The sequence below is a fragment of the Streptomyces sp. NPDC048507 genome (assembly GCF_043199995.1).
Lineage (GTDB): Bacteria > Actinomycetota > Actinomycetes > Streptomycetales > Streptomycetaceae > Streptomyces.
The window spans coordinates 606,463-631,404 of sequence record NZ_JBICWZ010000002.1 but is presented as its reverse complement, the minus strand read 5'-3'; the positions used below and the strand labels follow the sequence as shown (position 1 = coordinate 631,404).

Genomic DNA, 24,942 nt, shown 5'->3' with positions numbered 1-24,942 from the left:
GTGCACGGCGGTGGAGTTGGCTGGAAGCACACCGGACGCGCGGCCGCCCCCGCGGTGCGCTCCGGTCCACCGCACACCGCCGGCGCGGACACCGCGCCGGGTGACAGAAGGACGTCCATGAAGATCAGACTCGGCGTCACCGCTGCCCTGGCCGGCGTCGGCCTGACCATCCTGTCGGCAACCTCCGCGCACGCCTACGACGACCCGTTCATGAACGTGCCGAGCTCGGTGGTCAACGAGCAGACCGGGAGGTGCCTCGACTCGGACACGGACGGGAACGTCTACACCAAGCCGTGCCGGGACGGAAATCCGTACCAGCAGTGGAAGTACACGTGGGGCAATCATGTCGAGAACGTCCAGACCGGACGGTGCCTCACCGCGGCCAGCGCGACCGCGGTGCGCACCATGCCCTGCGTACAGAACTACACCCCCATGAACTGGGGGCTCGTCAGGGCCTCCGGCGTGAACGGCCTGGGCAACTTCGGCCTCGCCCTGGATTCCGACACCAAGGGGCAGGTCTACCTCAAGGCGCCCACGGCGAACAACCGCTACCAGAGCTGGCTCTGGTACGTGGCCTGATCCGGCTTGCCACCCGCGCGCACGACGACACCCCCCGCACCCGAGTGAGGTCACAACCTTGAAAGCCCGCATCACCACCGCCGCAGCCCTCGCCGCTCTGGGCACCGTCCTGATCGCGACCCCGGCCGTCGCCAATCCGGATCCGGGGTTCCCGCAGAACATCCGCAACGAACAGACCGGCCGGTGCCTCGACTCCGACCAGGCGGGCAAGGTCTACACCAACCCGTGTACGGCCAACAACCCGTACCAGCAGTGGATCTCGGTGAACCTGGGCACGGACTACTACTTCAGCTTCAAGAACGTCGCCACCGGCAAGTGCCTGACCGGGGTGAGCGAGGACACCGTGCGCACCATGAGCTGCGCCGAGGGCTCCTACCGGCCGCAGCGCTGGGGCACGTTCAACAACGGACGCTCCAACCAGCTGTGGAACGCGAACGCCCTCGACTCGGACGACAAGGGCAACGTGTACCTGAAGGAGTCCACGCCCAACAACCGCTACCAGAGCTGGTTGTACGGCAACCCCCGCTGACCGGGTCCGCCGGCTCAGACCTCGTCGGCGGCCAGGGCGAGTAGGCGGTCCAGGACCCGAGGGCCGCCGGCCCGGACCCCGTCGTGCTCGAACTCGTCGGTGACCCAGGTGCGCAGGCCGCGCACGGCACGGGCGGTCTCCAGGGAGTGGGCGGTGTCCACGTACATGTCGTCGTGGTAGACGGCGGCGGCGGCCGGGACCTCGTTCGCCGCCAGCCGGGCCGGGTCGTAGAGCGGGGTCCAGCCGGTGCGGGCGGCGAGGAGCTCGGCAGTCTCGCGCAGCGGCGCGAGCGCCGGGTCGGTGCCGAAGTGCCAGGGGTGGATGCTCTCGCCGGTGAAGAGGAGGGGCCCGTCACCGGCGAGCGTGCCGGCCGCGTCGAAGCCGGGCCGCGCGGCGCGGACCCGCTCGGCGGCCCAGCCGGTGGGGGCGGCCGGGTCCTGGGCGTAGATGGCCTCGTGCAGGAGGGCGTAGAGCGGGTGCCCGGCGAAGGAGAGGTGCGCGCGGACGGCCTCGAGGAAGGCGTCGGACAGGGCGGGCCCGCTACCCGTGCGGACGAACGCGTCCTCCAGCAGGTAGTGCAGCTGGTGGCTGCCGTCCCCGGTGCCGAGCAGGATGCCGAGGGACTGGAACGCCTCGGGGGTGAGCCGGTGGCCGCCGGGGAGGGTGACGGCGTGCTCGACGAGGTGTCCGGCGATGCGGCGGGCGCGCTCCACGTCCATCGGGTAGCGGGCGTAGTGGGCGAGGTTCTTGCGCTCGACGCGGGGGAGGGCTGCCGCGTACACCTCGTCGGCGGTGGCGGTGAGGGACGGCAGCCCGCCGGTGATCAGCGCGGTGCGCAGGCCCTCGGGAGCCGTGGAGAGGTAGTGGGTGACGCAGAAACCGCCGAAGCTCTGTCCGAGCACGGTCCAGGGGGCGCCGCCGGTCAGGGCGGGACGGATGCTCTCGCAGTCCCGGACGATGGAGTCGGCGCGGAAGTGGGCGAGGTACGCGGCCTGCCGCGCGGGGTTGCCGCGCAGCGGCAGCGTCTGCCGGTTGGCGGGCGTGGAGCGGCCGGTGCCGCGCTGGTCCAGGAGCAGGACGCGGTGGTCGCGCAGGGCGCGCTCCAGCCAGGCCTGACGGCCGGTGAACCGGCGGGCGCCGAAGCCGGGGCCGCCCTCCAGGTAGAGCATCCACGGCAGGCCCGCCGGGTCCTTGCCGCCGGCGACGGCTTCGCGGGCGTAGAGCTCGATGCGCTCGCCGCCCGGGTCGTCGTGGTCCAGCGGGACCGTGAAGCGGTGATCGGTGAGGACGACGCCGGGCTGGCGGTAGCTGGTGGTCACGCGGCTTCCCTGACTCTGCGGTGTGCGGTACGCCGCGGTGCGGCGCGGTACGACGGTCCGGTCGCCGCGGGCCCGGGCACCCGGCGGCCGCGTCCCGAGTCTAGCCACGCCCCGGTCCGCTCCGGGTGCGGCCGCTCAGCCGGCGGCGGAGTCCGGGGGCGGCCGGTCCTCGGGGTCCAGGACGCCGCTCGCGCGCAGGCGGCGCACGGTGAGGTGCTCGTGGACGAGGCGGCCGACCAGCGCGCCGCCGTAGACCACGAAGCCCACGCCGACCAGCCAGGACTGGACGACCAGGAGGGTGCCGAACGGACCGTACGTGACCGCGTTCGAGGCGATCAGCGGGGAGAACACCAGCTGCGAGAAGACCCGCAGGCCGAGCAGGCCGAGGCTGGTCGCCACCGCTCCCGGGAGCAGCGCGCGCCAGCGGACCCGGCCGCCCAGCAGCAGCCGCCCGGAGCTCCAGAAGAACAGGCAGGTGCCGACCACGTCGCTGATGGTGCCGAGGACGCCGCCCAGCACGTCATCGGACGGGGCCGGGATCCCGACCAGCAGCGCGAGGTAGCAGACCAGCAGGGCCAGCCACACCACGTGCCGCCACATGGTGTGCCAGCGGGCGGTCGGCAGGTCCCACACCTTCTCGTAGCCGGTCTGCACGGCGGAGCCGAAGGTCAGGCCGAACACCGCGAGGGCGGCCAGCCCGAAGGCGGTGGTGCGTTCCAGGGCCAGGTCGGCCGCCCCGAACAGCATTTCTACCCGGGCCCGGGAGGACGCCGTCACCCCGAGGGCCTGTCCCAGCCAGCGGCCGAAGTTCGAACCGCTGCCCGGGGCGGCCGCGGCGACCACCACGAGCAGGGGCACCAGAGTGAGGAACCCGAGGGCGGCGAAGCCCATCGCGCGGTGCATCAGCTCGATCTCCCGGCCGCGGCTCCAGGCCAGCCCGGCGGAGGAGCCCTGGAGCCGGTCGTAGAGCTTCCGGAGGATCGAGGTCACGCCTCATCCCCTACCCGGGCCGCCCCGCCGATTCCCGTGAGCGCCGCCGAAGTGGGCCCGAAGGGGTGGTTTCGGCCACCCGTCGGCCCGCGCGGTCCGGGCCGGACCCCGGCTCAGGGTCCCGGCTCAGGCCGGGCGGGCGTCCCGGAGGTCGCGGATCCGCTTGATCTTGCCGAGCGAACGCTCCAGGGTCTGCGGATCCACCACCTCGACCCGGACCGACACCCCGGCGGAGTCCTTCACGGCCCGGACCAGCTCCGCGGCCGCGTCCCGGCGGCGGCCGGCGTCGGCGTCGGGACGGGCCTCGACCCGGACCGTCAGGACGTCCATCCGGCCCTCCCGGGTCAGCCGCAGCTGGAAGTGCGGGGCGAGCCCGGGCGTGCGCAGGAGTATCTCCTCGATCGCGGTGGGGTAGAGGTTCACGCCGCGCACGATGAGCATGTCGTCGGTGCGGCCGGTGACCTTCTCCATCCGGCGGAAGGCCGGCCGGGCCGTCCCGGGCAGCAGCCGCGTCAGATCGCGGGTGCGGTAGCGCACGACCGGCATGGCCTCCTTGGTGAGGGAGGTGAACACCAGCTCCCCGGGCTCCCCGTCCGGCAGTACCGCCCCGGTCAGCGGATCGACCACCTCGGGGTAGAAGTGGTCCTCCCAGACGTGCAGACCGTCCTTGTGCGAGGCGAACTCCTGGGCCACGCCGGGGCCCATCACCTCGGACAGCCCGTAGATGTCCACGGCGTCCATGCCGAGCCGCTCCTCGATCTCCCGCCGCATTTCCTCGGTCCACGGCTCCGCGCCGAAGACCCCGGTCCGCAGCGAGGTCGAGCGGGGGTCCACGCCTTGGCGCTCCATCTCGTCCAGCAGGGTGAGCATGTACGAGGGCGTCACCATGATCACTTCCGGCCGGAAGTCCTGGATCAGTCTGACCTGGCGGTCCGTCATGCCCCCGGAGGCGGGTACCACCGTGCAGCCCAGGCGTTCCGCGCCGTAGTGGGCGCCCAGGCCCCCGGTGAAGAGGCCGTACCCGTACGCGACGTGCACGATGTGGCCGGGCCGGGCGCCCGCCGCCCGCAGCGAGCGGGCGACGACATCGGCCCAGACCGACAGGTCCCCCTCGGTGTAGCCGACCACGGTGGGGCGGCCGGTGGTGCCGCTGGAGGCGTGGATGCGCCGCACCTCCGGACGGGGCACGGCGAACATCCCGAACGGGTACTGCTCGCGCAGGTCGGCCTTGGTGGTGAAGGGGAACAGGGCGAGATCGGCCAGCGAGCGGCAGTCGTCGGGGTGCACCCCGGCCTTGTCGAAGGCCTGGCGGTGGAAGGGCACGCGCTCGTACACCCGGTGCAGGGTCGCCCGGAGCCGCTTGAGCTGGAGCGCCGCCAGCTCGTCGGGGCTCAGCCGCTCACCGTCGTCATGGATGTCCGCGTACGCCGTCATTGCCGTCACCTCACCGAGAGCCAACCGAACGTTCATTCGGTAGACTGCCGGACCTCGTCCGCTAAAGCAATGACTCGAACGAGTGATCGTCCGCGGGGTCCCGGGGGCGCCCCCGCCACCCCCGCCGCCCGAGCGGCGGCGCCCCCGCCACGGGCGTACGGTCGAAACAGGAGCCCCCGGCCCGGGAGGCGCGAAGGGAGGCGGCGGCGATGTCCGTCATCGACCCGGCGGTATCGGTACGCCTGAGCGCTTCCGACGCCCGACGGCTCTCGGAGCTGCTGGCCGAGACGGCCCACCTGCTGGAGGACACCGGCCCGCACCGGTTGAGCGACGACCAGGCCGGCGCCCTGGGCCGGGGCGCCGGCCGCACCGAGCTGGCGGGCTGGGCCCGTGGCCTCGCGGCCGAACTGCGCGCCCAGCTCTAGGGCGCCCGACGGCCCCGCCGGGGCGCCGACCGGGGCCGATGCCGGGGCGGGCGTCGCACCCTCCGGCATCGGCCCCGGCCCGCGGCCCGTAGAATCGACGACCGTGGAGGACACCCAGTACGAAGACCTGTTGCGCCTGGTGCTCGCATCCGGAACGGCCAAGGCCGACCGGACCGGCACCGGCACCCGAAGTGTCTTCGGGCACCAACTGCGCTACGACCTCTCGCGGGGGTTCCCGCTGGTCACCACCAAGAAGGTGCACCTCAAGTCGATCGTGTACGAGCTGCTCTGGTTCCTGCGCGGCGACTCGAACACCGGCTGGCTGCGCGAGCACGGCGTCACCATCTGGGACGAGTGGGCCGACGAGAACGGCGACCTCGGCCCCGTCTACGGCGCCCAGTGGCGCTCCTGGCCCACCCCCGACGGCGCCCACGTCGACCAGATCACCGAGGTCCTCGACACCCTCCGCCGCGACCCGGACTCCCGCCGGATGATCGTCTCCGCCTGGAACGTCGCGGAGCTGCCCCGCATGGCCCTCGCGCCGTGCCACGCCTTCTTCCAGTTCTACGTGGCCGACGGCAAGCTCTCCTGCCAGCTCTACCAGCGCAGCGCCGACCTGTTCCTCGGCGTGCCGTTCAACATCGCCAGCTACGCCCTGCTCACGCACATGGTGGCGCAGCAGGCCGGACTGGAGCCGGGCGACTTCATCTGGACCGGCGGCGACTGCCACATCTACGACAACCACGTCGAGCAGGTGACCGAACAGCTCTCGCGCACGCCGCTGCCGTTCCCCGAGCTCAGCCTGCGCCGGGCCGACTCGCTCTTCGACTACGCCTACGAGGACGTGGCGGTGCTCGGCTACAAGCACCACCCGGCGATCAAGGCCCCGGTCGCGGTATGAGGGTCGGGCTCATCTGGGCGCAGACCCCCGACGGCGTGATCGGCGCGGCCAACGCCATCCCGTGGCGGCTGCCCGAGGACATGGCGCACTTCAAGGCGACCACCCTGGGCTATCCCGTGGTGATGGGGCGCAAGACCTGGGATTCGCTGCCCCCGCGGTTCCGGCCGCTCTCCGGCCGTCGCAACATCGTGGTGACCCGCGACCCGCACTGGACGGCCGAGGGCGCGGAGCGTGCCGGGTCCGTCGCCGCGGCGCTGGACCTCGCGGCCGGGCCGGCGCCGGCGGGAGCCCCCGCCGAGGCGTGGGTGATCGGCGGCGGGGAGATCTACCGCGCCGCCCTGGAGCACGCCACGACGCTCTCGGTCACCGAGGTCGACACCGTGGTGGACGGCGGCGACACCTACGCCCCGGCGCCGGACCCGGCGTGGCGGATCGCCGAGGACGCCGGCTGGCTGTCCTCGACGACCGGGCTGCGCTACCGCATCCGCACCTACACCCGCTGACGGCCGGGGCGCCGCCGCCCCGGCCGCGCAGCGCCCCGCCCCGGCCGCTCAGGGCGCCGAGTCCGCCTCCGTGGCCACCGCCTTCGCCCAGCGGTAGTCCGCCTTGCCGCTGGGGGAGCGCTGGATGGCGTCCGCGACCACCAGCTGGCGCGGGATCTTGTAGCCGGCCAGCCGGGTGCGGCAGTGCCGCTGGATCTCCTCCAGCGTCGGCGCGGCCGCGCCGACGCGCACCTGCACCACCGCCGCGACGTGGCTGCCCCAGGTCGGGTCCGCGACACCGGCGACCAGCGCGTCGTAGACGTCCGGATGTGACTTCAGAGCCTGCTCGACCTCCTCGGGGTACACCTTCTCCCCGCCGGTGTTGATGCACTGCGACCCGCGCCCCAGGACCGTGACGATGCCCTCCTCGTCGACGGTCGCCATGTCACCGAGCAGCACCCACCGCTCCGCACCCTTCTGGAAGAAGGTCTCGGCGGTCTTCGCGGGGTCGTTGTAGTAGCCGAGCGGTACGTGCCCGCGCTGCGCGAGCCGCCCCGGCACGCCGACCCCCACCGGCTCGTGCGTCACCGGGTCCACCACCTGCGTACGGTCGTTGACCTGGAGCCGGAACCCCTTCTCCGGGCCGGAGTCGTCCGTCGCCCGGCCGTTGGAACCCGACTCGGACGAGCCGAAGTTGTTCAGCAGCACCGCGTTCGGCACGAGGCGCTGGAACTCCGCGCGCACCGTCTCCGACATGATCGCCCCGGACGAGGAGACGCTGAACAGCGACGACAGGTCGGTCCCCGCGAGCGGACCGTTCAGCGCGTCGATGAGGGGCCGCAGCATCGCGTCGCCCACCAGGGACACGCTCGACACCTTCTCCTTGGCGATGGTGCGCAGCACCTCCTCCGGCGCGTACTTGCGGTGGATGACCACCCGCTGGCCGTAGTTGAAGGCGATGAACGAGGTCAGGGTCGAGGTGCCGTGCATCAGCGGGGGAGCCGGGAAGAAGGTGAGCCCCGCACCCCGGGCGGCGACCCGCTCGGCCAGTTCCTCGGGCCGCTTCACCGGCTCGCCCGAGGGCTCGCCGCCGAAGAGCCCCGCGAAGAACAGGTCCTCGGCCCGCCACATGACGCCCTTGGGCATCCCGGTCGTGCCGCCGGTGTAGATGATGAACAGGTCGTCGGGGCTGCGGGGCGCAAAGCCGCGCGCGGGCGAGCCGGCCGCCTCCGCGTCCTCGTACGCGACCGGGACGAGCGCCGGCTCGGGGGCGTCCGCCGGGACCGGCCCCACCCGGACCAGGTGCCGCAGCCGCGGCGTCTGCGGCAGCGCGGCCGCCACCCGCCGCGTGAACTCGCCCTCGAACACGAGCGCCGCGAGGTCGGCGTCGTTGTAGAGGTAGACCAGCTCCTCCTCCACGTACCGGTAGTTGACGTTCACCGGAACCAGCCGGGCCTTGAGGCAGGCCAGCACGGTCTGGAGGTACTCGACGCCGTTGTAGAGGTGCAGCCCCAGGTGCTCGCCGGGCCGCAGGCCGCTGTCGAGGAGGTGGTGCGCGAGGCGGTTCGCGGCCGAGTCGAGCTGCGCGTACGTCAGGCGGCGCTCGGCACCGGTTCCGGGGTGGTCCACGTACACCAGGGCCTCGCGGTCCGGGACCACGTCCACCACCGACTCGAACAGGTCGGCAAGGTTGTACTCCACCGTTCCTCCTGACCCGAAAATTCCCATGGCTGGGCTGCTCGGCGGTCATTAGAGCCCCGCTCCGCGGAACTGTGAAGGGCGCGCGCCGATAAATCTGACTGAGTGTCAGAAAACTATTGAACTGCACCCGCCCCTCCTGCAACCTGTTCTAGGTCTTGAGACGGGAGGACGGCAATGGGTGGGACGGAACACCTGACCGTGGAGCGTCACGGCGCGACGCTGGTGCTGACCATGAACAGGCCGGAGGCGAAGAACGCGCTCTCGCTTCCCCTGCTGGTCGGGCTGTACGACGGCTGGCTGGAGGCGGACGCCGACGACACGGTGCGCTCGGTCGTCCTGACGGGCGCGGGCGGGGACTTCTGCGCCGGGATGGACCTCAAGGCGCTGGCCGGGAAGGGCATGGCGGGCGATCAGTACCGCGACCGCCTCAAGGCCGATCCCGACCTGCACTGGAAGGCGATGCTCCGCCACCACCGGCCGCGCAAGCCGGTGATCGCCGCGGTGGAGGGGTACTGCGTGGCGGGCGGCACCGAGATCCTCCAGGGCACCGACATCCGGATCGCGGGGGAGGGAGCCACCTTCGGCCTGTTCGAGGTCAAGCGCGGGCTGTTCCCCATCGGCGGCTCGACGGTCCGGCTGCCGCGCCAGATCCCGCGCACCCACGCGCTGGAGATGCTGCTGACCGGACGCCCGTACGCGGCGGCGGAGGCGGCCGCGATCGGGCTGATCGGGCGGGTCGTGCCCGACGGGACGGCGCTGGAGGCCGCGCTGGAGACCGCGGAGCGGATCAACGCGTGCGGGCCGCTGGCGGTGGAGGCGGTGAAGGCCTCCGTCTACGAGAGCGCCGAGCTGACGGAGACGCAGGGGCTGGCCGCCGAACTGGTGCGGGGCTGGCCGGTCTTCGACACCGCCGACGCGAAGGAGGGGGCGCGGGCCTTCGCGGAGAAGCGGCCCCCGGTGTACCGCCGGGCCTGAACCCGTAACGCGGACGTACGTCCTCACCCCGGGGCTCCGCCCCCGCCCCCGGGGTTCCGCCCGCCCCCGGAGCTCCGCCCCGCCCCGGGTCCCTTCCGAGCATCGGAGACCAGCCATGACATCCGCCTCCCCACCCCAGGTGCTCCGCGCGCCGCTCGTCGTCGAGTTCCCCTTCACCCGCTCCCTCGGCCCCGTGCAGAGCGCCTTCCTCACCGGCCTGCGCGAACGCGTCGTGCTCGGGGTCCGGACCACCGCCGGAAAGGTGATGGTGCCGCCCGTCGAGTACGACCCCGTCACCGCCGACGAGCTGCGCGAGCTCGTCGAGGTCGCGCCGGCCGGCACCGTCACCACCTGGGCGTGGAACGGCGACCCCCACCCCCAGCAGCCCCTCGCCACGCCCTTCGCCTGGGTCCTCGTACGCCTCGACGGCGCCGACACCGCGATCCTGCACGCCCTCGACGCCCCCGGCCCCGACGCGGTCCGCACCGGCATGCGCGTACGGATCCGCTGGGCCGCCGAACGCACCGGCGCCATCACCGACATCGCCTGCTTCGAGCCGGACGCCGGACCGGCCGGGCCCGCCACGGCCGCACCGCACGACGGCACCTTCGCCGACCCCGTCACCGGCATCGTCGCCGAGGCCCGCCTCGACTACACCTACAGCCCCGGCCGCGCCCAGACCGCCTACCTCAACGCCCTCGCCGAGCGGCGCACCGTCGGCGAGCGCTGCCCCTCCTGCCACAAGGTCTACGTCCCCCCGCGCGGCGCGTGCCCCACCTGCGGGGTGGCCACCACCGACCGGGTCGAGGTCGGCCCCGCCGGCACCGTCACCACGTACTGCATCGTCAACATCAAGGCCAAGAACCTCGACATCGAAGTCCCCTACGTCTACGCCCACATCGCCCTCGACGGGGCCGACCTCGCGCTGCACGGCCGGATCGGCGGCATCCCGTACGACCAGGTCCGCATGGGCCTGCGCGTCGAGCCGGTGTGGTCCGACGGCGCGAGCCACCCCGACCACTACCGCCCCACCGGCGAGCCGGACGCGGACTACGACGCGTACAAGGAGCTCATCTGATGCCAGGAACGAGCCGGTACGCCCGGGACGTGGCCGTCGTCGCGTTCGCGCAGAGCGACCACGCGCGCCGCACCGACGAACTCAGCGAAGTCGAAATGGTCATGCCGGTCCTGCACCAGGTCCTGGAGGCCACCGGGCTGAAGGCCGGGGAGATCGGCTTCACCTGCTCCGGCTCCAGCGACTACCTCGCCGGCCGGGCCTTCTCCTTCACCATGACCCTCGACGGGGTCGGCGCCTGGCCCCCGATCTCCGAATCGCACGTCGAGATGGACGGCGCCTGGGCCCTCTACGAGGCCTGGGTCAAGATCCAGACGGGCGAGGCCGACACCGCGCTGGTCTACTCGTACGGGAAGTCCTCCCCGGGCTCCGTGCGCGACGTCCTCACCCGCCAGCTGGACCCGTACTACCTCGCCCCCCTCTGGCCCGACTCGGTGGCCCTGGCCGCCCTCCAGGCGCGGGCACTGATCGACGCGGGGGACACCGACGAGGAGGCGCTCGCCGCCATCGGCGCCCGCGCCCGGCGGGCCGCCGAGGACAACCCGCACGCGCAGCTGCGGGGCGCCGTCCCGCAGGGCGACTACCTGGTGGCGCCGCTGCGCACCGGCGACTGCCCGCCCATCGGCGACGGCGCGGCCGCCGTGATCCTGGCCGCCGGGGACACCGCGCGGCGGCTGTGCGCGCGCCCCGCCTGGATCACCGGCATCGACCACCGCATCGAGGCCCACGGCCCGGGCCTGCGGGACCTGACCGACTCCCCGTCCACCCGGCTGGCCGCCGAGCGGGCCGGACTCCACGGGGCCCCCGTGGACACGGCGGAACTGCACGCGCCGTTCTCCTCCCAGGAGGTCGTGCTCCGCAAGGCCCTCGGCCTCGGGGAGGAAGTGGCCGTCAACCCCTCGGGCGGGGCGCTCGCCGCCAACCCGATGATGGCGGCGGGCCTGATCCGCATCGGCGAGGCCGCCGCGCGCATCCACCGCGGCGCGTCCGACCGGGCCGTCGCCCACGCCACCTCCGGCCCCTGCCTCCAGCAGAACCTGGTCGCCGTCCTGGAAGGGGAACGGGCATGAGCAGCTCGGGCAAGGAGCCGGTCGCCGTCGTCGGCGTCGGCCAGACCAAGCACGTCGCCGCCCGGCACGACGTCTCGATCGCCGGACTCGTCCGCGAAGCGGCCGCCCGCGCCCTCGCCGACGCCGAGCTGACCTGGGCGGACATCGACGCGGTCGTCATCGGCAAGGCCCCCGACTTCTTCGAGGGGGTGATGATGCCCGAGCTGTACCTCGCGGACGCCCTCGGCGCGGTCGGCAAGCCCATGCTCCGCGTGCACACGGCGGGCTCCGTCGGCGGGTCCACGGCCCTGGTCGCCGCCAACCTGGTCGCGGCCCGCGTCCACCGGACCGTACTGACCCTCGCGTTCGAGAAGCAGTCCGAATCGAACGCCATGTGGGGACTGTCCCTGCCCGTCCCCTTCCAGCAGCCGCTGCTGGCCGGCGCGGGCGGCTTCTTCGCCCCGCACGTGCGCGCGTACATGCGGCGCACCGGCGCCCCCGACGCGGTGGGCTCGCTCGTCGCGTACAAGGACCGGCGCAACGCGCTCAAGAACCCGTACGCACACCTGCACGAGCACGACATCACCCTGGAGAAGGTCCAGGCCTCCCCGATGCTGTGGGACCCGATCCGCTACTCCGAGACCTGCCCCTCCTCGGACGGGGCCTGCGCGATGGTCCTCACCGACCGGGCGGGCGCGGCCCGTTCGCCGAAACCGCCCGCCTGGGTGCACGGCGGGGCCATGCGCAGCGAGCCGACCCTCTTCGCGGGCAAGGACTTCGTCTCCCCGCAGGCCGGCAAGGACTGCGCGGCCGACGTCTACCGGCAGGCCGGGATCACCGATCCGCGCCGGGAGATCGACGCCGTCGAGATGTACGTGCCGTTCTCCTGGTACGAGCCCATGTGGCTGGAGAACCTGGGCTTCGCCGAGGAGGGCGAGGGCTGGAAGCTCACCGAGGCCGGGGTCACCGAGCTCGACGGGGACCTGCCCGTGAACCCCTCCGGCGGGGTGCTGTCCACCAATCCGATCGGCGCCTCCGGCATGATCCGCTTCGCGGAGGCGGCCCTCCAGGTGCGCGGGCTGGCCGGCGAACACCAGGTCCCGGGGGCCCGCCGGGCGATGGGGCACGCATACGGGGGCGGGGCGCAGTTCTTCGCGATGTGGCTGGTGGGCGCCGGGGCGCCGACCGGCTGAGGCGCGGCGGACCCGGGGCCGTCCGCCGCGGCCTGTGCGCGGGCGGCCCCGGTGGCTACCCTTGGCCCCCGGACGACGTACCGGGAGGAGCACGCACGTGGCCGAGAGCATGACGCGGTGGGGCAAGCCCGAACTCGATCTCAGCGGGGCGGACTGGCAGCCGGGCAGCCGGGGGGTGGGCGACGTCCAGGTCGCCTTCGTGGAGGGGTTCATCGCCATGCGCAACGGCGAGCGCCCCGACGGCCCCTCGCTGATCTTCGCACCGGACGAATGGCGCAGGTTCGTGCTGGACGCGCGCGGCGGCCGGTTCGACTGACCGACTGACCCCGTTGCCCGAGCCCTCCGCCCGAGGCCTCCGCCCGAGGCCTCCGCCCGAGGCCTCCGCCCGATCCGGCCGACGGGGCCGGAGGAGCCGTCATCCGTCGTGGATCACCCGCTGTGTCCGGGGCCGGATCCGCTGCCCGGTCCGCCATCGGGGCGGATGTCGTTCAGGCTGTCCACGATGACGGCGGACGGCGGGGGCGACGGCGTGGGCACCTGTATGAGCCGCGGGACGTAGACGATGTCGCCGTTCCGGAATTCGGCCTTATAGGACGTCCGGTAGCACACGACACGGTCCGGATCGCCCCGCGCCGCATAGCACCGGGGCGCCGACGCGACGGACGCACCGGACGCGACCGACGCGGTGGGCGCCGCCCGTGGCGGCAGGGCGGCCGCCGCGGTCGCCGACGCGCCCCAGGTACCGACTGCCACGCAGCAGCAGGCGGCCGTCGCGAGGCCGGTGTGCCGAATCGCTGTTCTCCTCATCCTCATCACCTGAATCAGGGCTCGCAATGGTGGAGCTTGCGGGCGGCTTCGTGACGGGTGTGGACGCCGACTTTGGCCAGTACGGCGCCCACGTGGTGTCCGGCGGTCTTGGGCGTGATGTAGAGACGGGCGGCGATCTCGGCATCCGTCAGCCCCTCGTCCAGCAGCTTCATCACGTCCAGCTCCCTGTTGGTCAGCCCGTACGGATTGGCCCGGGTCGCCGACCGCGGGCCACGCCGGCCGGGACGGACACCACGGGCACGCATCACGGCGCGGGTGTGTTCCGCCGCGGGCAGGGCGCCGAGGGCCTCCAAGGCGGTCAGGGCCTGGTGCAGGGCGGGAGCGTCGCCGGCCAGGCGGGCCAGCGCGGCGTCGTACGGGCAGCCCAGCCCGTCCCACCGCGCCGCGGCGCCGGCCCAGTCGCCGGCCAGCTCCAGCGCGTAGGGCCCGGCCGCCGGCACCGGCGGCGGCGTGCCCCCGGCGCGCCCGATCCAGCAGGCCAGGGGGCCGGACAGCCAGGGGTGGGTGCGGTCCGCCAGCGCGGCCAGCGCGCGCCCGGCCTCCGCCCGTACCAGCTCGTGGTCACCGACCAGCCAGGCCGCTTCCACCCGTGCCTCCCGGCCCAGACCCGTGTCCAGCAGGCAGTCCGGGTCGACCAGCTTCGCCGCCCGGTCCAGCAGCGGCCACACCCGGGCCTTGCCCTGACGGGCCTGCACCAGCCCCAGGACCGTCAGGGCCGTGGACCGGGCGACCGGCGGTGCGTGGGGATGGGACAAGACCGCCCGTGCGGCATCGGCGGCCGGGATCCACGCGCCCCGGTGCAGCAGCCCCGTGCTTCCCCAGGCCCTCGCGCACAGCAGGTAGGACTGGAGGTCCCGTTCGAGACAGTACGATTCGGCCCGGCTCACGGCCGCGCCGGTCCGCGATACGTCGCGTTGCAGCGCGGCCAGCCAGCACGTGACGAGCGCCAACAGGCCCGAGTCCACTGGGAGGTCCTGGGCCATCGCGCTGGACAGTGCGTGTTCGCAGTCCTCCCAGCCGCCCTCCCCGCCCAGCATGCGTGACGCCGCCGCGTGGAAGCGCGCCTGCACGAGTACCCCCGCGTCGCCGAAGCGCTCGCCGAGGGCGGTCGCCTTCTCGGCGTAGGCGGCTGTCGCCTCCACCCCGTCGTGCGCGTAGCAGGCCAGTCGGCAGAGGTTCAGGTACGCCCGCGCGAGCTCCTGGCTCGGGCCCAGCCCTTCGAGCACCCGTACGGCGTCCAGGCCGGTCCGTCCGGCTTCGGCGGCCTTCCCGGCCGGCCACAGCCAGCCTGACAGCCAGCGCAGGTCGTCTCCCTCGCGCAGCGGCTCGCCGAGCGTACGGCGCAACCGCACCGCGGTACGCCGGGCGGCGATTCCCTCGTCCAGCCGGCTGGACAGGAGACAGGCCCGGGAATGGCCCTCCAACAGCGGAGCCAGCCGATCCGCTGGCAGCCGGTCCGCGTACAGCAGGGCCCGGGCGTACTGGACGGCCGCCTCCCGGTACGCGCCCGAGGACGCTGCACGGGCGGCCGCCGCGGGCGCGTACTTCAGCACGGCGCTCGGATCTCCCGCTCCCTCGGCATGATCGGCCAGCAGCGCCAGGTCCTCCCCGGCGACCGGACCGGACCCCATCACCGCCAGCACCTGCCGGTGCACCCGCAACCGGAAGGCGGCGGGGACGGCGTCCAGTACCGCCAGCCGGCTGAGTTCGTGCCGGAACCCGGCGCCCTGCCCGTCGGTGCACACGATCCCGCAGGCCACGGCCTCGTCGAGGGATTTCTCCGGGTCCGGCAGGACGTCGGCCAGCAACCGCAGCGGAACCCGGCGCCCCAGGACGGCCAGCACATCGACGACCGCCCGCGCGGCGGCCGACAGCCCGGCCAGCCGGCCGGTGACGGCCTCGCGAACCGTGGCCGGTACGGGTTCGGCGGGCGCGGCCAGGACCTCGGCCACGAGGAACGGGTTTCCGGCGGAGAGGCGATGGAGCAGTTCGGCGTCGACAGCGTGCCCAGTGCCGAGCCGGGCCACGGCCTGGAGGCTCAACGGCGCCAGATCCTGGCGGTAGACCCACGGGTAGCCGGCCAGGGTGCCGAGGAGGTTGTTCAGGTGGTGGGTGCGGCCGATCTCGTCGTCGCGGTACGTGACCACCACCAGCGCCGGCGCCTTCGGCAGCCGCCGGACCAGGTAACGGAGCAGGTCCAGCGTGGCCTCGTCGGCCCAGTGGACGTCCTCCACGACGAGCAGACCGGGACAGGTGCCGAGGTCCGCGAGCAGGAGGTCGAACACCTCGTCGTTCCGGCACGAGGCCGTCCCCACCCCGGCCAGAGCGGCGCGCACCGGGCGGCCGAGGTACGGGGCGAGGTCCATCAGGGGGCCCAGGGGGCGGGGCGTGGTCAGCGGGTCGCAGGCGCCGACGAGAACCCGGACGTGCGGATCGGTCAGCCGCTCCAGCCGGCGGACGACGGCGGTCTTGCCGCTCCCGGCCTCTCCGCGCAAAAGGACCAGACGTCCCGGACCGCTCACGGCCGCTTTCAGGTGGCCGACGAGGGCTTGGAGCTCGGCCTCTCGCTCTAGCAGGTCCATCACATCTCATTTTCTCCCCGCATCCAGGGCCGCGCAAAAGATCCAGGACGCTCCAGGACGCCCCGGCCGCCGCAATTGGTGTCGCGGAGACGCCGGGGCGGATGTGGGGGGCCGGAAGGGGGAATGTGGGGCGGCCCGGCGCGGAACATGGGGTGTACGCCCGATGCGTCCCCGGCTATGTCGGCCGCATTCTGGCGGCAGAGTCCCACCCTGGGGGTCTCGTCGGCACGCGGTCCAAACAGGCCGGTCGAAGAGCGCAAGGCGCATCTGGGTTGCCGTGCAGCCGCTTACGAGCCGAAACGGGTGGCGAATCAGCAGGATTCCGATCGAAGGGAATCGTCATGCTCAACAAGGTTGCCAAGCGGGCGGCGATGCTGACCGCATCGGCTGCTCTGGCCGTAGGAGGTGCGGTGGTCCCCTCCGCCGCATTTGCTGCTCCGACGCCCACGGTGACTCACGTGGTGCCGAGCGACAACGGCGGGAACAACAACAACAACAACAATAACAACGGCGGAGGCGGAGGAAACAACAACAACAATAACAACAACGGCGGAGGTGGCGGGAACAACAACAACAACAATAACAACAACCACGGCAAGGGAAAGGCGCACAACAACAACAATAACAACAACCACGGCAAGGGGAAGGCGAACAACAACAACAACAACAACAACGGCGGAGGCGGTGGAGCGAACAACAACAACAATAACAACAACGGCGGAGGCGGTGGAGCGAACAACAACAACAATAACAACAACGGCGGAGGCGGTGGAGCGAACAACAACAATAACAACAACAACGGTGGAGGCGGTGGAGCGAACAACAACAATAACAACAACAACGGCGGAGGCGGAGGAGCGAACAACAACAATAACAACAACAACGGTGGAGGCGGAGGAGCGAACAACAACAACAACAACAATAACAACAACGGTGGAGGCGGAGGAGCGAACAACAACAACAACAACAATAACAACAACGGTGGAGGCGGAGGAGCGAACAACAACAACAATAACAACAACGGTGGAGGCGGAGGAGCGAACAACAACAATAACAACAACAACAACGGCGGGGGCGGAGGCGCCAACAACAATAACAACAACAACAACTGAACTTCGCAATCCGGCGGCCAGTGGCGTGAAGTCACCTGGCCGCCGGATTGTCATGTGTTCTCGGGGTGATGGTGGCGCCCCTCAGGGCCCAGGCTGCGCCGGTGGGCCGCAGTCCTCAGTTCTGGGCGCAGTGCATCTTCAGGGCGCCCGAGATGACGTTGCTGTTCTGCCCGATGTGGCCCATTGAGGGGGAGCAGGCCTGGCGGTTGGCGCGAGCCGCTTCCTTCAGCAATGGGGCGAAGTTTCCGCTGCTCAGCGCACGCATGGCGCGGTGGGCGCCCTTTCCATTGTTGTTGTTATTGTTGTTGTTCGTTCCGCCCCCGTTGTTGTTGTTATTGTTGTTCACGCCTCCGTTGTTGTTATTGTTGTTGTTATTGAACGTACCACCGCCATTGTTGTTGTTGTTGTTATTGTTGTTGTACGTGCCCGCGCCGGTGTTGTTGTTGGTGTTGTTGTTCTGTGTGCCGATGAAGTTGTTGCCGTTTCCGACCTGCACCGGGTACGAGATTTCCTGGAGCGCCCTGCTGCCTAGGGCCGACGAGCTCCCGCCCCCGTTGTTGTTGTTATTGTTGTTGTTGGCGGTGCCCTTTCCGCTGTTGTTGTTGGTGTTGTTGTTCTGTGTGCCGGTGTAGGTGTTGCCGTCTCCGAGCTGTACCGTGTATGAGATCTGTTGAAGCGGGGCGTTTCCGAGAAATGAAAGGAACTCCCCTTCGCCTTGGGCCTGGGCGCCGCCGGCACTGAAGAGAACCGTCGCCGTCGCGGCGACGCTGATCGCGGCAAACTGCTTGGTGAGCTTCACTCGGCCAACCTTTCATCGTCCCTGAAGTCCGGATCCTTAGACTCCGACGACAGGATGGCGACGGCCGGGGTTCAACGATCACCAGGCACGCTGGAGAGGTTGCCTTTTCCCCCGTACAGCCCCCCCGATGTTTTTCCGGTGGGGGTGAATGCGCGAGATCGGCCCTCCCGGAGCGGCTGTTATGGCTTCAGGTCGTATCCGGCCCGCTCCGGCCGCGGGCCGGGTGGTCGTGGCTTCCCGGGCCGTGGCTGCCCGAACCGGACAGCTCGACACGGCCGTTGTTGCACCCCGGCAGGCCTTCGGCGCTGCCGAGCGAGCCGGCGAAGGCCGGTACGGGGCTCCGGGGCTTCCCAGACGGTGGCGGGTACCGTGGGCACATGAGCGGCGAGAGCGACCTACACAAACTCCTCAGCGGGATGCGCCCCGAACTGAACGAGGGGCAGTACGTGTTCTGCACCCTCCCCGGCGCCGGACCGGTCCCCGACGGCCTCGCGCCCGTCGCCACCGTCCGCGAGGCCGAGGGACTGACCCTGGTGCTGCGCCAGGAGGAAGCCGACGCCGCCGGGCTGGCCTACGACTACACCGCCGGCTGGATCACCCTGCGGATCCACTCCGCCCTCGACGCCGTCGGCCTCACCGGAGCCTTCGCGGCGGCGCTGGCCGAGCGCGGACTCAGCTGCAACGTGATCGCCGGCTACCACCACGACCACCTGTTCGTGGCCGCCGACCGGGCCGCCGAAGCCGTCTCCGTGCTGGAGGAACTGGCCGCCCGGTCGACGGAATAGGCGCATCCGGAAAACAATCCGATCTTTCCCGACCTTGGCCCTCCCCCGGCGCGTGCGCGGGCGTACTCTGAGGCCCGAACCGGCCAGGGGGGTTCCAGCCATGACGGAACGTCGGAGTCAGAGCCGTACGCGGCGCACGCTCTTCGAACGCGAATCGGAACTCGTCGCCGTCGACGAGGCCCTGGACCGGCTCACCGCCACCGGTCCCGACGCGGGCGGCGGACTGCTCGCCCTGTCCGGACCCGCCGGACTCGGCAAGACCACCCTCCTCGCGGAAGTGCGCCGCCGGGCCCTCGCCCGTGACTGCACGCTGCTCGCCGCCCGCGGCGGGGAACAGGAACAGGCCCAGCCCTTCCACGTCGCCCGCCAGCTCATCCAGCCCCGGCTGGCCGGACGCCCCGAGGCCGAACTGCGCGAGGTGCTCGGCGGCTGGTACGACATCGTCGGCCCCGCCCTCGGCCTGCTCGCCCCCGGCCCGGGAGCCCCGCCCGACCCCCAGGGCCTGCGCGACGGGCTGGACTGGATCCTCACCCAGCTCACCGTCCAGCGCCCGCCCGTGGTCCTCGTCCTCGACGACGCCCACTGGGGTGACCCCGAATCCCTCGGCTGGCTCGCCGCCTTCGCCCCGCGCGCCGAACACCTCGCGCTGCTCCTGGTGGTGGCCTACCGCCCCGACGAACTCCCCGCGCACGCCGAGGCCTTCCGTACGCTGCCCGGCCGGGCGGGGCAGCGGCCGCTGAGCCTGGCCCCGCTCAGCGAGGCCGCCGTCTCCACGCTGGTCCGCGAGTCGGTCGGCGCGCACGCGGAGGAGGCCTTCTGCCGCGAGGCCTGGGCCGTCACCACCGGCAACCCCTTCGAGGCCGTCGAACTCGCCGCCCGGGTCCGTGCCAAGGGGGTCGAGCCGGTCGAGGCCAGTGCCCCGCTGCTGCGCGACCTCGCGGCGGCGCAGCGCGGCAGCGGGCTCGTGGCCCGCCTGCACGGCCTCGGCCCCTCCACCGTCCGGTTCGCCTGGGCCTGTGCCGTGCTCGGCACCGACATCCCGCAGCGGATCGCCGCCCGCGTCGCCGGCCTCGGCACCGAGGAGGCCGCCGACGCCACCGCCCGCCTGCGGGACGCCCGCATCCTGTCGGCCCCCGCCGAAGACCCCCGCCCCGACGCGGCCCCCGGCGCGTACGGCGGCGCGGGCCGCGGCGAAGCGGACCGCGCAGGGCTGGAGTTCGTGCATCCGCTGCTCGCCACCCGCATCTACCGGGCCATCCCCGACGCCCTGCGCGTCGCACTCCACGGCAAGGCGGCGGCCGCCGTCCTGGACGCCGGGCTCGGCGCCCCCGCCGCAGCCCGCCACCTCCTGGAGACCCACCCCGAGAGCGACCCCTGGGTGGTCCGCACCCTGCGCGAGGCCGCCGCCGAGAACCTCCGGGCGGGCGCCCCCGAAGCCGCCCGCCGCCAGCTCGACCGCGCCCTCCAGGAGCCCCCGGACTTCGGCGAACGCGCCGCCGTGCTCTACGAACTCGGCTGTGCCTCCCTCCTCACCGAACCCGCCAACACCGTCAACCACCTGCGGGCCGCCCTCGCCGAGCCCTTCGACGACCCCGCCCTGCGCCAGGGCATCGTCATCCGGCTCGCCCAGGTCCTCGCCCACAGCGACCACCTCGCCGAGGCCTCCGCGCTCCTCGCCCGCGAGATACCCCACACCGCCGACGCCCGCGCCCGGCTGCGCCTGCAGTCCGAGCAGTTCATGTGGGACGCCTTCGACGCCGCCGAACCCGACTCCCCGGCGCGCTCGCGCCGGCTCGCCAAGCTCGCCGACCGCCTCGGCGGCCGCGACCTGACCGAGCGCTACGTCATCGGCCTGCGCTCCTGGGACGCCTGCCTGCGGGGCGAGCCCGTCGAGACGGTCCTGCACCACGCGGGCCGGGTCCTCGACGAACCCTTCAGCTGGGCCTACGCCGACCGCGGCTTCGAGGTCCCGGTCCTCGCCGCGATGGTCCACATGTACGCCGACCGGCCGGGCCGCGCCGAGGAGCTCTTCGACGCGGGCACCGCCGAGTTCGAACGCGAGGGCTGGCGCGGCGCCCACCTCTCCTTCGCCTACAGTCTGCGCGCCTACATCCGCTACCGGCGCGGGCGGCTCTCCGACGCCGAGGAACTGGCCCGCGCCGGGCTGCGGCTCGCCGAGCGGGTGGGACGACGTACGCCCGTGCACTGGTACGCCATCGCCATCCTGGTCACCACCCTGCTGGCGCGCGGCCGCACCGACGAGGCCTGGGAGCTGGCGGGGGAGCACGGCTACGGCGAGCCCTTCCCGGCGGCCGTGGTCTTCCCCGACTCGCAGACCGTCTACGCCGAACTCCTGCTGGCCCGCGGCGAGACGAAGGCGGCCGTCGCCGCCCTCGAAGCCGTCGACCGCCGGCTCACCCCGCGCGGCATCCAGAACCCCGCCTGGTGCCCGTGGCGGCTGCACCTGGCCCGCGCCGTGGCCCCCGACGACCCGGCCGGGGCCCGCGCCCTCGCCGAGGAAGCGGTGCGGCGGGCCCGTGCCTTCGGCGCCCCCTCCGCCATCGGCCAGGCCCTGCGCGTCGCGGCCGAGGTGGCCGAGGGCCCGCAGGAGCGGACGGCGCTGCTGCGGGAGGCCGTGGCGCTGCTGTCCCGCTCGCCCGCCGGCTACGAACTCGCCCGCGCGCTGGCCGCCCTGGGCGAGGCGCTGGGCGACCCCGGACTGCTCACCCGGGCGCTGGTCACCAGCCGGGAGTGCGGCGCCGACGCCCTGGCGGCGACCACCGCCGAACGGCTCCGCGAGCTCGGCGCCCCCCTGCCCGGCGCCACTGCCCGGGAGGACCGGCCGGCCCCGGAGGAACTCGCCGCCGGCGCCGCCGCCGTGCGCGGCGACGCGGCGCCCGGACCCGCACTGTCCGCCCTGTGCCGCAAACTCGGCACCGACCTGTCCGGCCTGCCGGACGCCCTCGCGCCCTTCGCCCGCAGCGCAACCTGACCCCGCGCGGCCCGGGCCGGGCAGGCCGGGCGCCATGGACCACCCCACCCGGCTCGAACTGTTCCGCGGCGAAGCGGCCGCCGTCGAACGCGCCCTGCGGCGCGCCGTCGACGCGGGAGGGCGGCCGCCGCTGGTGCCGTCGTGCCCCGGCTGGTCCGTCGCGGGCCTGGCCGGACATCTCGGCAGCGTCCAGCGGCTGCTCATCCACGTCCTGCGCGAGCGGCTCGTCGAGCCCCCTGGAGGCCGCCCTGCGGACGGCCGGACCCGACACTCCGGTGGGCGGCGCCCCGGCCCCCTTCGACCCGGCCCTCGCGACGGACGCGGTGACCCAGACCTTCGAGGTGCCGGCCCCCGCCCGGCGCGGCTGGATACCGGCCCCGGCCGGGACCGGGGAGCGCTACCGCTCCCGGCGCACCGACGGTCCCGAGACCTGGACGGTGGAGTTCCGCGATCGCCGCCGACGCCCCGGACCTGATGCTGCTCCTGTGGCGGCGCGGGCCCGTCCGGCAGCCGCGGCTGACCGGCGGCCACGCCCTGTTCGCCCGCCGTTTCGAGCCGGTCCCGCCGGTCTGACGCACCCCCGGCGGGGCCTACGCGCGCAGGGCCGCTATCGCCGCCAGCTCCGTCGCGGCCAGCGGCGGGGCGGTCAGCTGGGCGCGGCGCGGGCCCAGCGCGGCCGCCAGCAGCACCGGCGGGGTGAACAGGCGCGCGGCCGGGCGCTCCAGGGTCATCACGTCGGTGACCGCCCGGGCCACCCGCCCGTTGCCGGTGCTCGTGTGCAGCAGCCGCCGTACGTAGGCCGCCCCCACCCGCTCGGCCAGGGTCGGGCCGCTCTCGGTGGCGCCCGGGTAGAAGACGTCGTTGCCGGTGGACAGCGCCCACGCGGCGCTCACGGGCCCCGCGACCGCCTTCTGGACGCGCGCGGCGAGCCTTTCGTCGGACCAGCCGTACCGGGCGATCACGGACCGCAGGGCCAGCGCGCTCTGCGCCGCCACCGACATGCCGTGCCCGTACACCGGGTTGTAGGCGGCGACGGCGTCCCCGATGACCACGAACCGCCGGGGCATCGCCGCCTTCTCGTAGTGGTGCCTGCGGTTGACGGTCGTCCGGGTGAGCACCACGTCGGTCAGCGGCTCGGTCTGCGCGATCAGCTCGCTGACGACGGGGTGGCGCAGGTCCCGCGCGAAGCCCTCGAAGGCGTCCGGGTCCCTGGTGGGTTCGCCGCCGCGGGTCCCCGAGAGGGTGACGAGCCAGCGGTCGCCCTCGATCGGGACCAGGGTCGCCGACCGGCCGGGGCCCGGCTCGCGGGCGTCGGCCTGGACGTTGACGATGACGGGGAAGGAACGGGCGAGGTCCTCGGGGGCGCGGAAGATCCGGCTCGCGTAGACCAGGCCCGGGTCGACGGTCCGCACCGCGGGCTCGGGCACGCCGAAGGCGGCCAGCCAGGCCGGGGTGTGCGAGGACCGGCCGGAGGCGTCGACCACGAGGTCCGCCTCCACCACCCGCTCCTCGCCGCCCCGCTCGCGCATCCGGACCCCGGTGACGCGGTCCGCGTCGCCCTCCAGGACCAGCACCTCCGTACGGTCGACGACGCTCACCCGGGGCAGCGCCGCGACGGCCCGGCGCACGTGCCAGTCCAGGAGGTCACGGCTGGCGAGGACCACGTAGTGCGAGGCCTCCGCCCAGCGCCGGAACCAGCCCTCGGGGGAGTAGCCCACCATGTTCGTGGGCAGTGCGATCCGGTGCGCGCCGTCGTCCATGAGCCGCCGGACGGTGCCCGGCAGCAGGCTGTCGATCGCCGCGGCCCCACCCGACCAGAGCAGGTGGGCGTGATGGGCCTGCGGCAGCCCCCGGCGGGGCCGGGGGCCGTCGGGCAGCGCGTCGCGCTCCACGACGACGACGTCGCCCGACTCGGCGAGCGCGGCCGCCGCCAGCATCCCGGCGAGGCTCCCGCCGATGACGACCGAGGTGCGCGGTCTGCCGGGCGGTGAAGTGCTGCTCATGAACTCACGCTCTCTGGATGGTCTGCGGGCCCGGTCCGGGCACGGAAGGAGGTGACGACGGCGGACCGGCGCAGGGCCTTGGAGACCGCGACCAGGTCCGGGGCCTGGGCCGGGCCCGTGGGAGCCGTGCCGTCCTCGGCGGGGGCGCCGCCGCCGCGCAGCCGGCGCAGCGCCGCGACCACGGAGACGGCGTCGGCGGTGGCCGCCGCCCGGCCGGGGGCCTCGCCCTGGCCGAGGGCCTCGGCCAGGGCCCGTTCGCGGACCTCGGGGTCCATGTACGGCTGGAGGCGCAGCAGCCCGTCGCTGATCCGGGTCCTGCGCTGCACCAGGCGCCGGCTGATGGGCGAGCGCCGGGGCAGCCGCAGCGAGCCGGTGTCGAGCGGCTCCAGTTCCCGGACGAACGGGGCGAGGGCGCGGAAGTGGTAGTAGTCGGTGCCGATGCGCTGGAGGGCCTCGCCCGCGTGCGGGAGGATGAAGCCCACGGCGATGAACAGCGCGCACACGGCGGCGATCGGCGGGGCCACGTATGTACTGAGCCAGTCCAGGTCGTTGCCGGTCCAGCGGGCGACCACCGCGATGAGCTTCACGGTGTCGTAGCAGAGGTTCAGCAGGAAGCCGATGACCAGCAGCACCAGGCCGGAGCGCAGCCAGCCCGAGACCTGGCGCAGCCAGGACCAGGTGACCACCGAGGTGATCGCGCAGGCGATGGTGTGGGCGGCCAGGTAGAGCAGGATGTGCTCGCGCATCCAGGGGGTGTTGGCGTAGTACGTGTCCAGGTCCCGCAGCCGCTCCACCGGTACGTCGGCGAAGGCGAAGGTGGTCCAGAGCCCGGCGACCACCGCCGAGTAGACGATCCCGATCGTCCAGCTGGTCCGCCGCACCCGGCGCGGGTCCCCGCCCCGCCAGTGGATGATCATCACCAGGCAGGAGGCGCAGAAGAGCGTGAGCAGCGTGTACAGCACCGGCGCCGCGAAGTTCGGCACGCCCGTCCCGCGGTTCATCGCCGCGAGGGTGTCGGGCCGCCCGAAGTAGAAGACGGCGGAGGCGAGCAGGAGCAGGCCGCCGACGGAGCGCACGTTGGGATCGATGCGCCAGAACCTCATCATCACGGGCAGCCGGATCGCGAAGGCCAGGGTGAGGATCGCGGCCGGGATGAGGTAGGGGATGTAGTACTTGTCGGAATTCACCG

21 protein-coding genes are annotated in these 24,942 nt (G+C 72.9%); 13 read left to right on the top strand and 8 right to left on the bottom strand.

The window, feature by feature from the left end; genetic code table 11:
• The first annotated feature begins 117 nt into the window (after nt 1-117).
• Nucleotides 118-579 carry a ricin-type beta-trefoil lectin domain protein gene (locus ACGFXC_RS07940; RefSeq protein WP_393710597.1) on the top strand — a complete coding sequence of 154 codons (462 nt, stop codon included), beginning with the start codon at nt 118-120 and terminating at the stop codon, nt 577-579.
• Nucleotides 580-637: 58 nt separating this feature from the next.
• Nucleotides 638-1,108: an RICIN domain-containing protein gene (locus ACGFXC_RS07935; RefSeq protein ID WP_393710595.1), complete on the top strand. Its 471-nt coding sequence runs from the start codon at nt 638-640 to the stop codon at nt 1,106-1,108.
• 14 nt (nt 1,109-1,122) lie between these two features.
• On the opposite strand, the gene ACGFXC_RS07930 is transcribed toward ACGFXC_RS07935, so the two are convergent.
• From ACGFXC_RS07930 to paaK, 3 genes are all read right to left on the bottom strand, one after another.
• Complete coding sequence (locus tag ACGFXC_RS07930) at nt 1,123-2,427, bottom strand: alpha/beta fold hydrolase (RefSeq protein ID WP_393710593.1); 1,305 nt, start codon at nt 2,425-2,427, stop codon at nt 1,123-1,125.
• A gap of 135 nt (nt 2,428-2,562) precedes the next feature.
• A complete protein-coding gene (locus ACGFXC_RS07925) occupies nt 2,563-3,417 on the bottom strand; it encodes a YhjD/YihY/BrkB family envelope integrity protein (RefSeq protein WP_393710591.1) in 855 nt (284 codons plus the stop codon).
• A gap of 126 nt (nt 3,418-3,543) precedes the next feature.
• Entirely contained in the window at nt 3,544-4,851 is a 1,308-nt protein-coding gene (gene paaK / locus ACGFXC_RS07920) for a phenylacetate--CoA ligase PaaK (RefSeq protein ID WP_393710589.1), read from the bottom strand.
• Nucleotides 4,852-5,060: 209 nt separating this feature from the next.
• Here paaK and ACGFXC_RS07915 point away from each other — a divergent pair, with 209 nt between their 5' ends.
• The 3 genes from ACGFXC_RS07915 (at nt 5,061) to ACGFXC_RS07905 (ending at nt 6,680) form a co-directional block, all read left to right on the top strand.
• Complete coding sequence (locus tag ACGFXC_RS07915) at nt 5,061-5,276, top strand: hypothetical protein (protein WP_393710587.1); 216 nt, start codon at nt 5,061-5,063, stop codon at nt 5,274-5,276.
• A gap of 103 nt (nt 5,277-5,379) precedes the next feature.
• Nucleotides 5,380-6,177, top strand: a complete 798-nt coding sequence (locus ACGFXC_RS07910) for a thymidylate synthase (protein ID WP_393710585.1) — start codon at nt 5,380-5,382, stop codon at nt 6,175-6,177.
• Nucleotides 6,174-6,680, top strand: coding sequence for a dihydrofolate reductase (locus ACGFXC_RS07905; protein ID WP_393710583.1), 507 nt, complete (start codon nt 6,174-6,176; stop codon nt 6,678-6,680). The genes ACGFXC_RS07910 and ACGFXC_RS07905 overlap by 4 nt, the downstream gene beginning before the upstream one ends.
• Before the next feature lie 48 nt (nt 6,681-6,728).
• Here the strand turns inward: ACGFXC_RS07905 and ACGFXC_RS07900 are convergent, their stop codons facing one another.
• The gene (locus tag ACGFXC_RS07900; protein WP_393710581.1) at nt 6,729-8,360 is read right to left on the bottom strand and encodes an acyl-CoA synthetase; all 1,632 of its coding nucleotides are present in this window, start codon (nt 8,358-8,360) and stop codon (nt 6,729-6,731) included.
• A 174-nt stretch (nt 8,361-8,534) separates the two neighbouring features.
• Between ACGFXC_RS07900 and ACGFXC_RS07895 the strand changes: the two genes are divergently transcribed.
• The 5 genes from ACGFXC_RS07895 (at nt 8,535) to ACGFXC_RS07875 (ending at nt 12,968) form a co-directional block, all read left to right on the top strand.
• The gene (locus ACGFXC_RS07895; protein ID WP_393710580.1) at nt 8,535-9,335 is read left to right on the top strand and encodes a crotonase/enoyl-CoA hydratase family protein; all 801 of its coding nucleotides are present in this window, start codon (nt 8,535-8,537) and stop codon (nt 9,333-9,335) included.
• Between the two features lie 115 nt (nt 9,336-9,450).
• Nucleotides 9,451-10,413 carry a Zn-ribbon domain-containing OB-fold protein gene (locus ACGFXC_RS07890; RefSeq protein ID WP_393710578.1) on the top strand — a complete coding sequence of 321 codons (963 nt, stop codon included), beginning with the start codon at nt 9,451-9,453 and terminating at the stop codon, nt 10,411-10,413.
• Nucleotides 10,413-11,480: a thiolase domain-containing protein gene (locus tag ACGFXC_RS07885; protein ID WP_393710576.1), complete on the top strand. Its 1,068-nt coding sequence runs from the start codon at nt 10,413-10,415 to the stop codon at nt 11,478-11,480. The genes ACGFXC_RS07890 and ACGFXC_RS07885 overlap by 1 nt, the downstream gene beginning before the upstream one ends.
• Complete coding sequence (locus ACGFXC_RS07880) at nt 11,477-12,652, top strand: thiolase domain-containing protein (RefSeq protein ID WP_393710575.1); 1,176 nt, start codon at nt 11,477-11,479, stop codon at nt 12,650-12,652. Before ACGFXC_RS07885 ends, ACGFXC_RS07880 begins: the two co-directional genes overlap by 4 nt.
• A 109-nt stretch (nt 12,653-12,761) precedes the next feature.
• Nucleotides 12,762-12,968 carry a DUF397 domain-containing protein gene (locus ACGFXC_RS07875; RefSeq protein WP_393710940.1) on the top strand — a complete coding sequence of 69 codons (207 nt, stop codon included), beginning with the start codon at nt 12,762-12,764 and terminating at the stop codon, nt 12,966-12,968.
• 505 nt (nt 12,969-13,473) lie between these two features.
• Here ACGFXC_RS07875 and ACGFXC_RS07870 read toward each other — a convergent pair.
• Nucleotides 13,474-16,062 (bottom strand): ATP-binding protein, encoded by a 2,589-nt coding sequence (locus tag ACGFXC_RS07870; protein WP_393710573.1) that lies wholly within the window; start codon nt 16,060-16,062, stop codon nt 13,474-13,476.
• A 458-nt stretch (nt 16,063-16,520) separates the two neighbouring features.
• Here ACGFXC_RS07870 and ACGFXC_RS07865 point away from each other — a divergent pair, with 458 nt between their 5' ends.
• Nucleotides 16,521-17,174 carry a hypothetical protein gene (locus ACGFXC_RS07865; RefSeq protein ID WP_393710571.1) on the top strand — a complete coding sequence of 218 codons (654 nt, stop codon included), beginning with the start codon at nt 16,521-16,523 and terminating at the stop codon, nt 17,172-17,174.
• Nucleotides 17,175-17,289: 115 nt separating this feature from the next.
• Here the strand turns inward: ACGFXC_RS07865 and ACGFXC_RS07860 are convergent, their stop codons facing one another.
• Nucleotides 17,290-17,973 carry a hypothetical protein gene (locus ACGFXC_RS07860; RefSeq protein WP_393710569.1) on the bottom strand — a complete coding sequence of 228 codons (684 nt, stop codon included), beginning with the start codon at nt 17,971-17,973 and terminating at the stop codon, nt 17,290-17,292.
• Between the two features lie 377 nt (nt 17,974-18,350).
• Between ACGFXC_RS07860 and ACGFXC_RS07855 the strand changes: the two genes are divergently transcribed.
• Nucleotides 18,351-18,758, top strand: a complete 408-nt coding sequence (locus ACGFXC_RS07855; RefSeq protein WP_393710567.1) for an ACT domain-containing protein — start codon at nt 18,351-18,353, stop codon at nt 18,756-18,758.
• A gap of 100 nt (nt 18,759-18,858) precedes the next feature.
• Nucleotides 18,859-21,750 carry an ATP-binding protein gene (locus tag ACGFXC_RS07850; protein WP_393710565.1) on the top strand — a complete coding sequence of 964 codons (2,892 nt, stop codon included), beginning with the start codon at nt 18,859-18,861 and terminating at the stop codon, nt 21,748-21,750.
• 590 nt (nt 21,751-22,340) lie between these two features.
• Here ACGFXC_RS07850 and ACGFXC_RS07845 read toward each other — a convergent pair.
• Together ACGFXC_RS07845 and ACGFXC_RS07840 are read right to left on the bottom strand one after the other, a co-directional pair.
• Nucleotides 22,341-23,753 carry an FAD-dependent monooxygenase gene (locus ACGFXC_RS07845; RefSeq protein ID WP_393710563.1) on the bottom strand — a complete coding sequence of 471 codons (1,413 nt, stop codon included), beginning with the start codon at nt 23,751-23,753 and terminating at the stop codon, nt 22,341-22,343.
• The gene (locus ACGFXC_RS07840; RefSeq protein WP_393710561.1) at nt 23,750-24,940 is read right to left on the bottom strand and encodes an MAB_1171c family putative transporter; all 1,191 of its coding nucleotides are present in this window, start codon (nt 24,938-24,940) and stop codon (nt 23,750-23,752) included. The genes ACGFXC_RS07845 and ACGFXC_RS07840 overlap by 4 nt, the downstream gene beginning before the upstream one ends.
• Between the last annotated feature and the right edge of the window lie 2 nt (nt 24,941-24,942).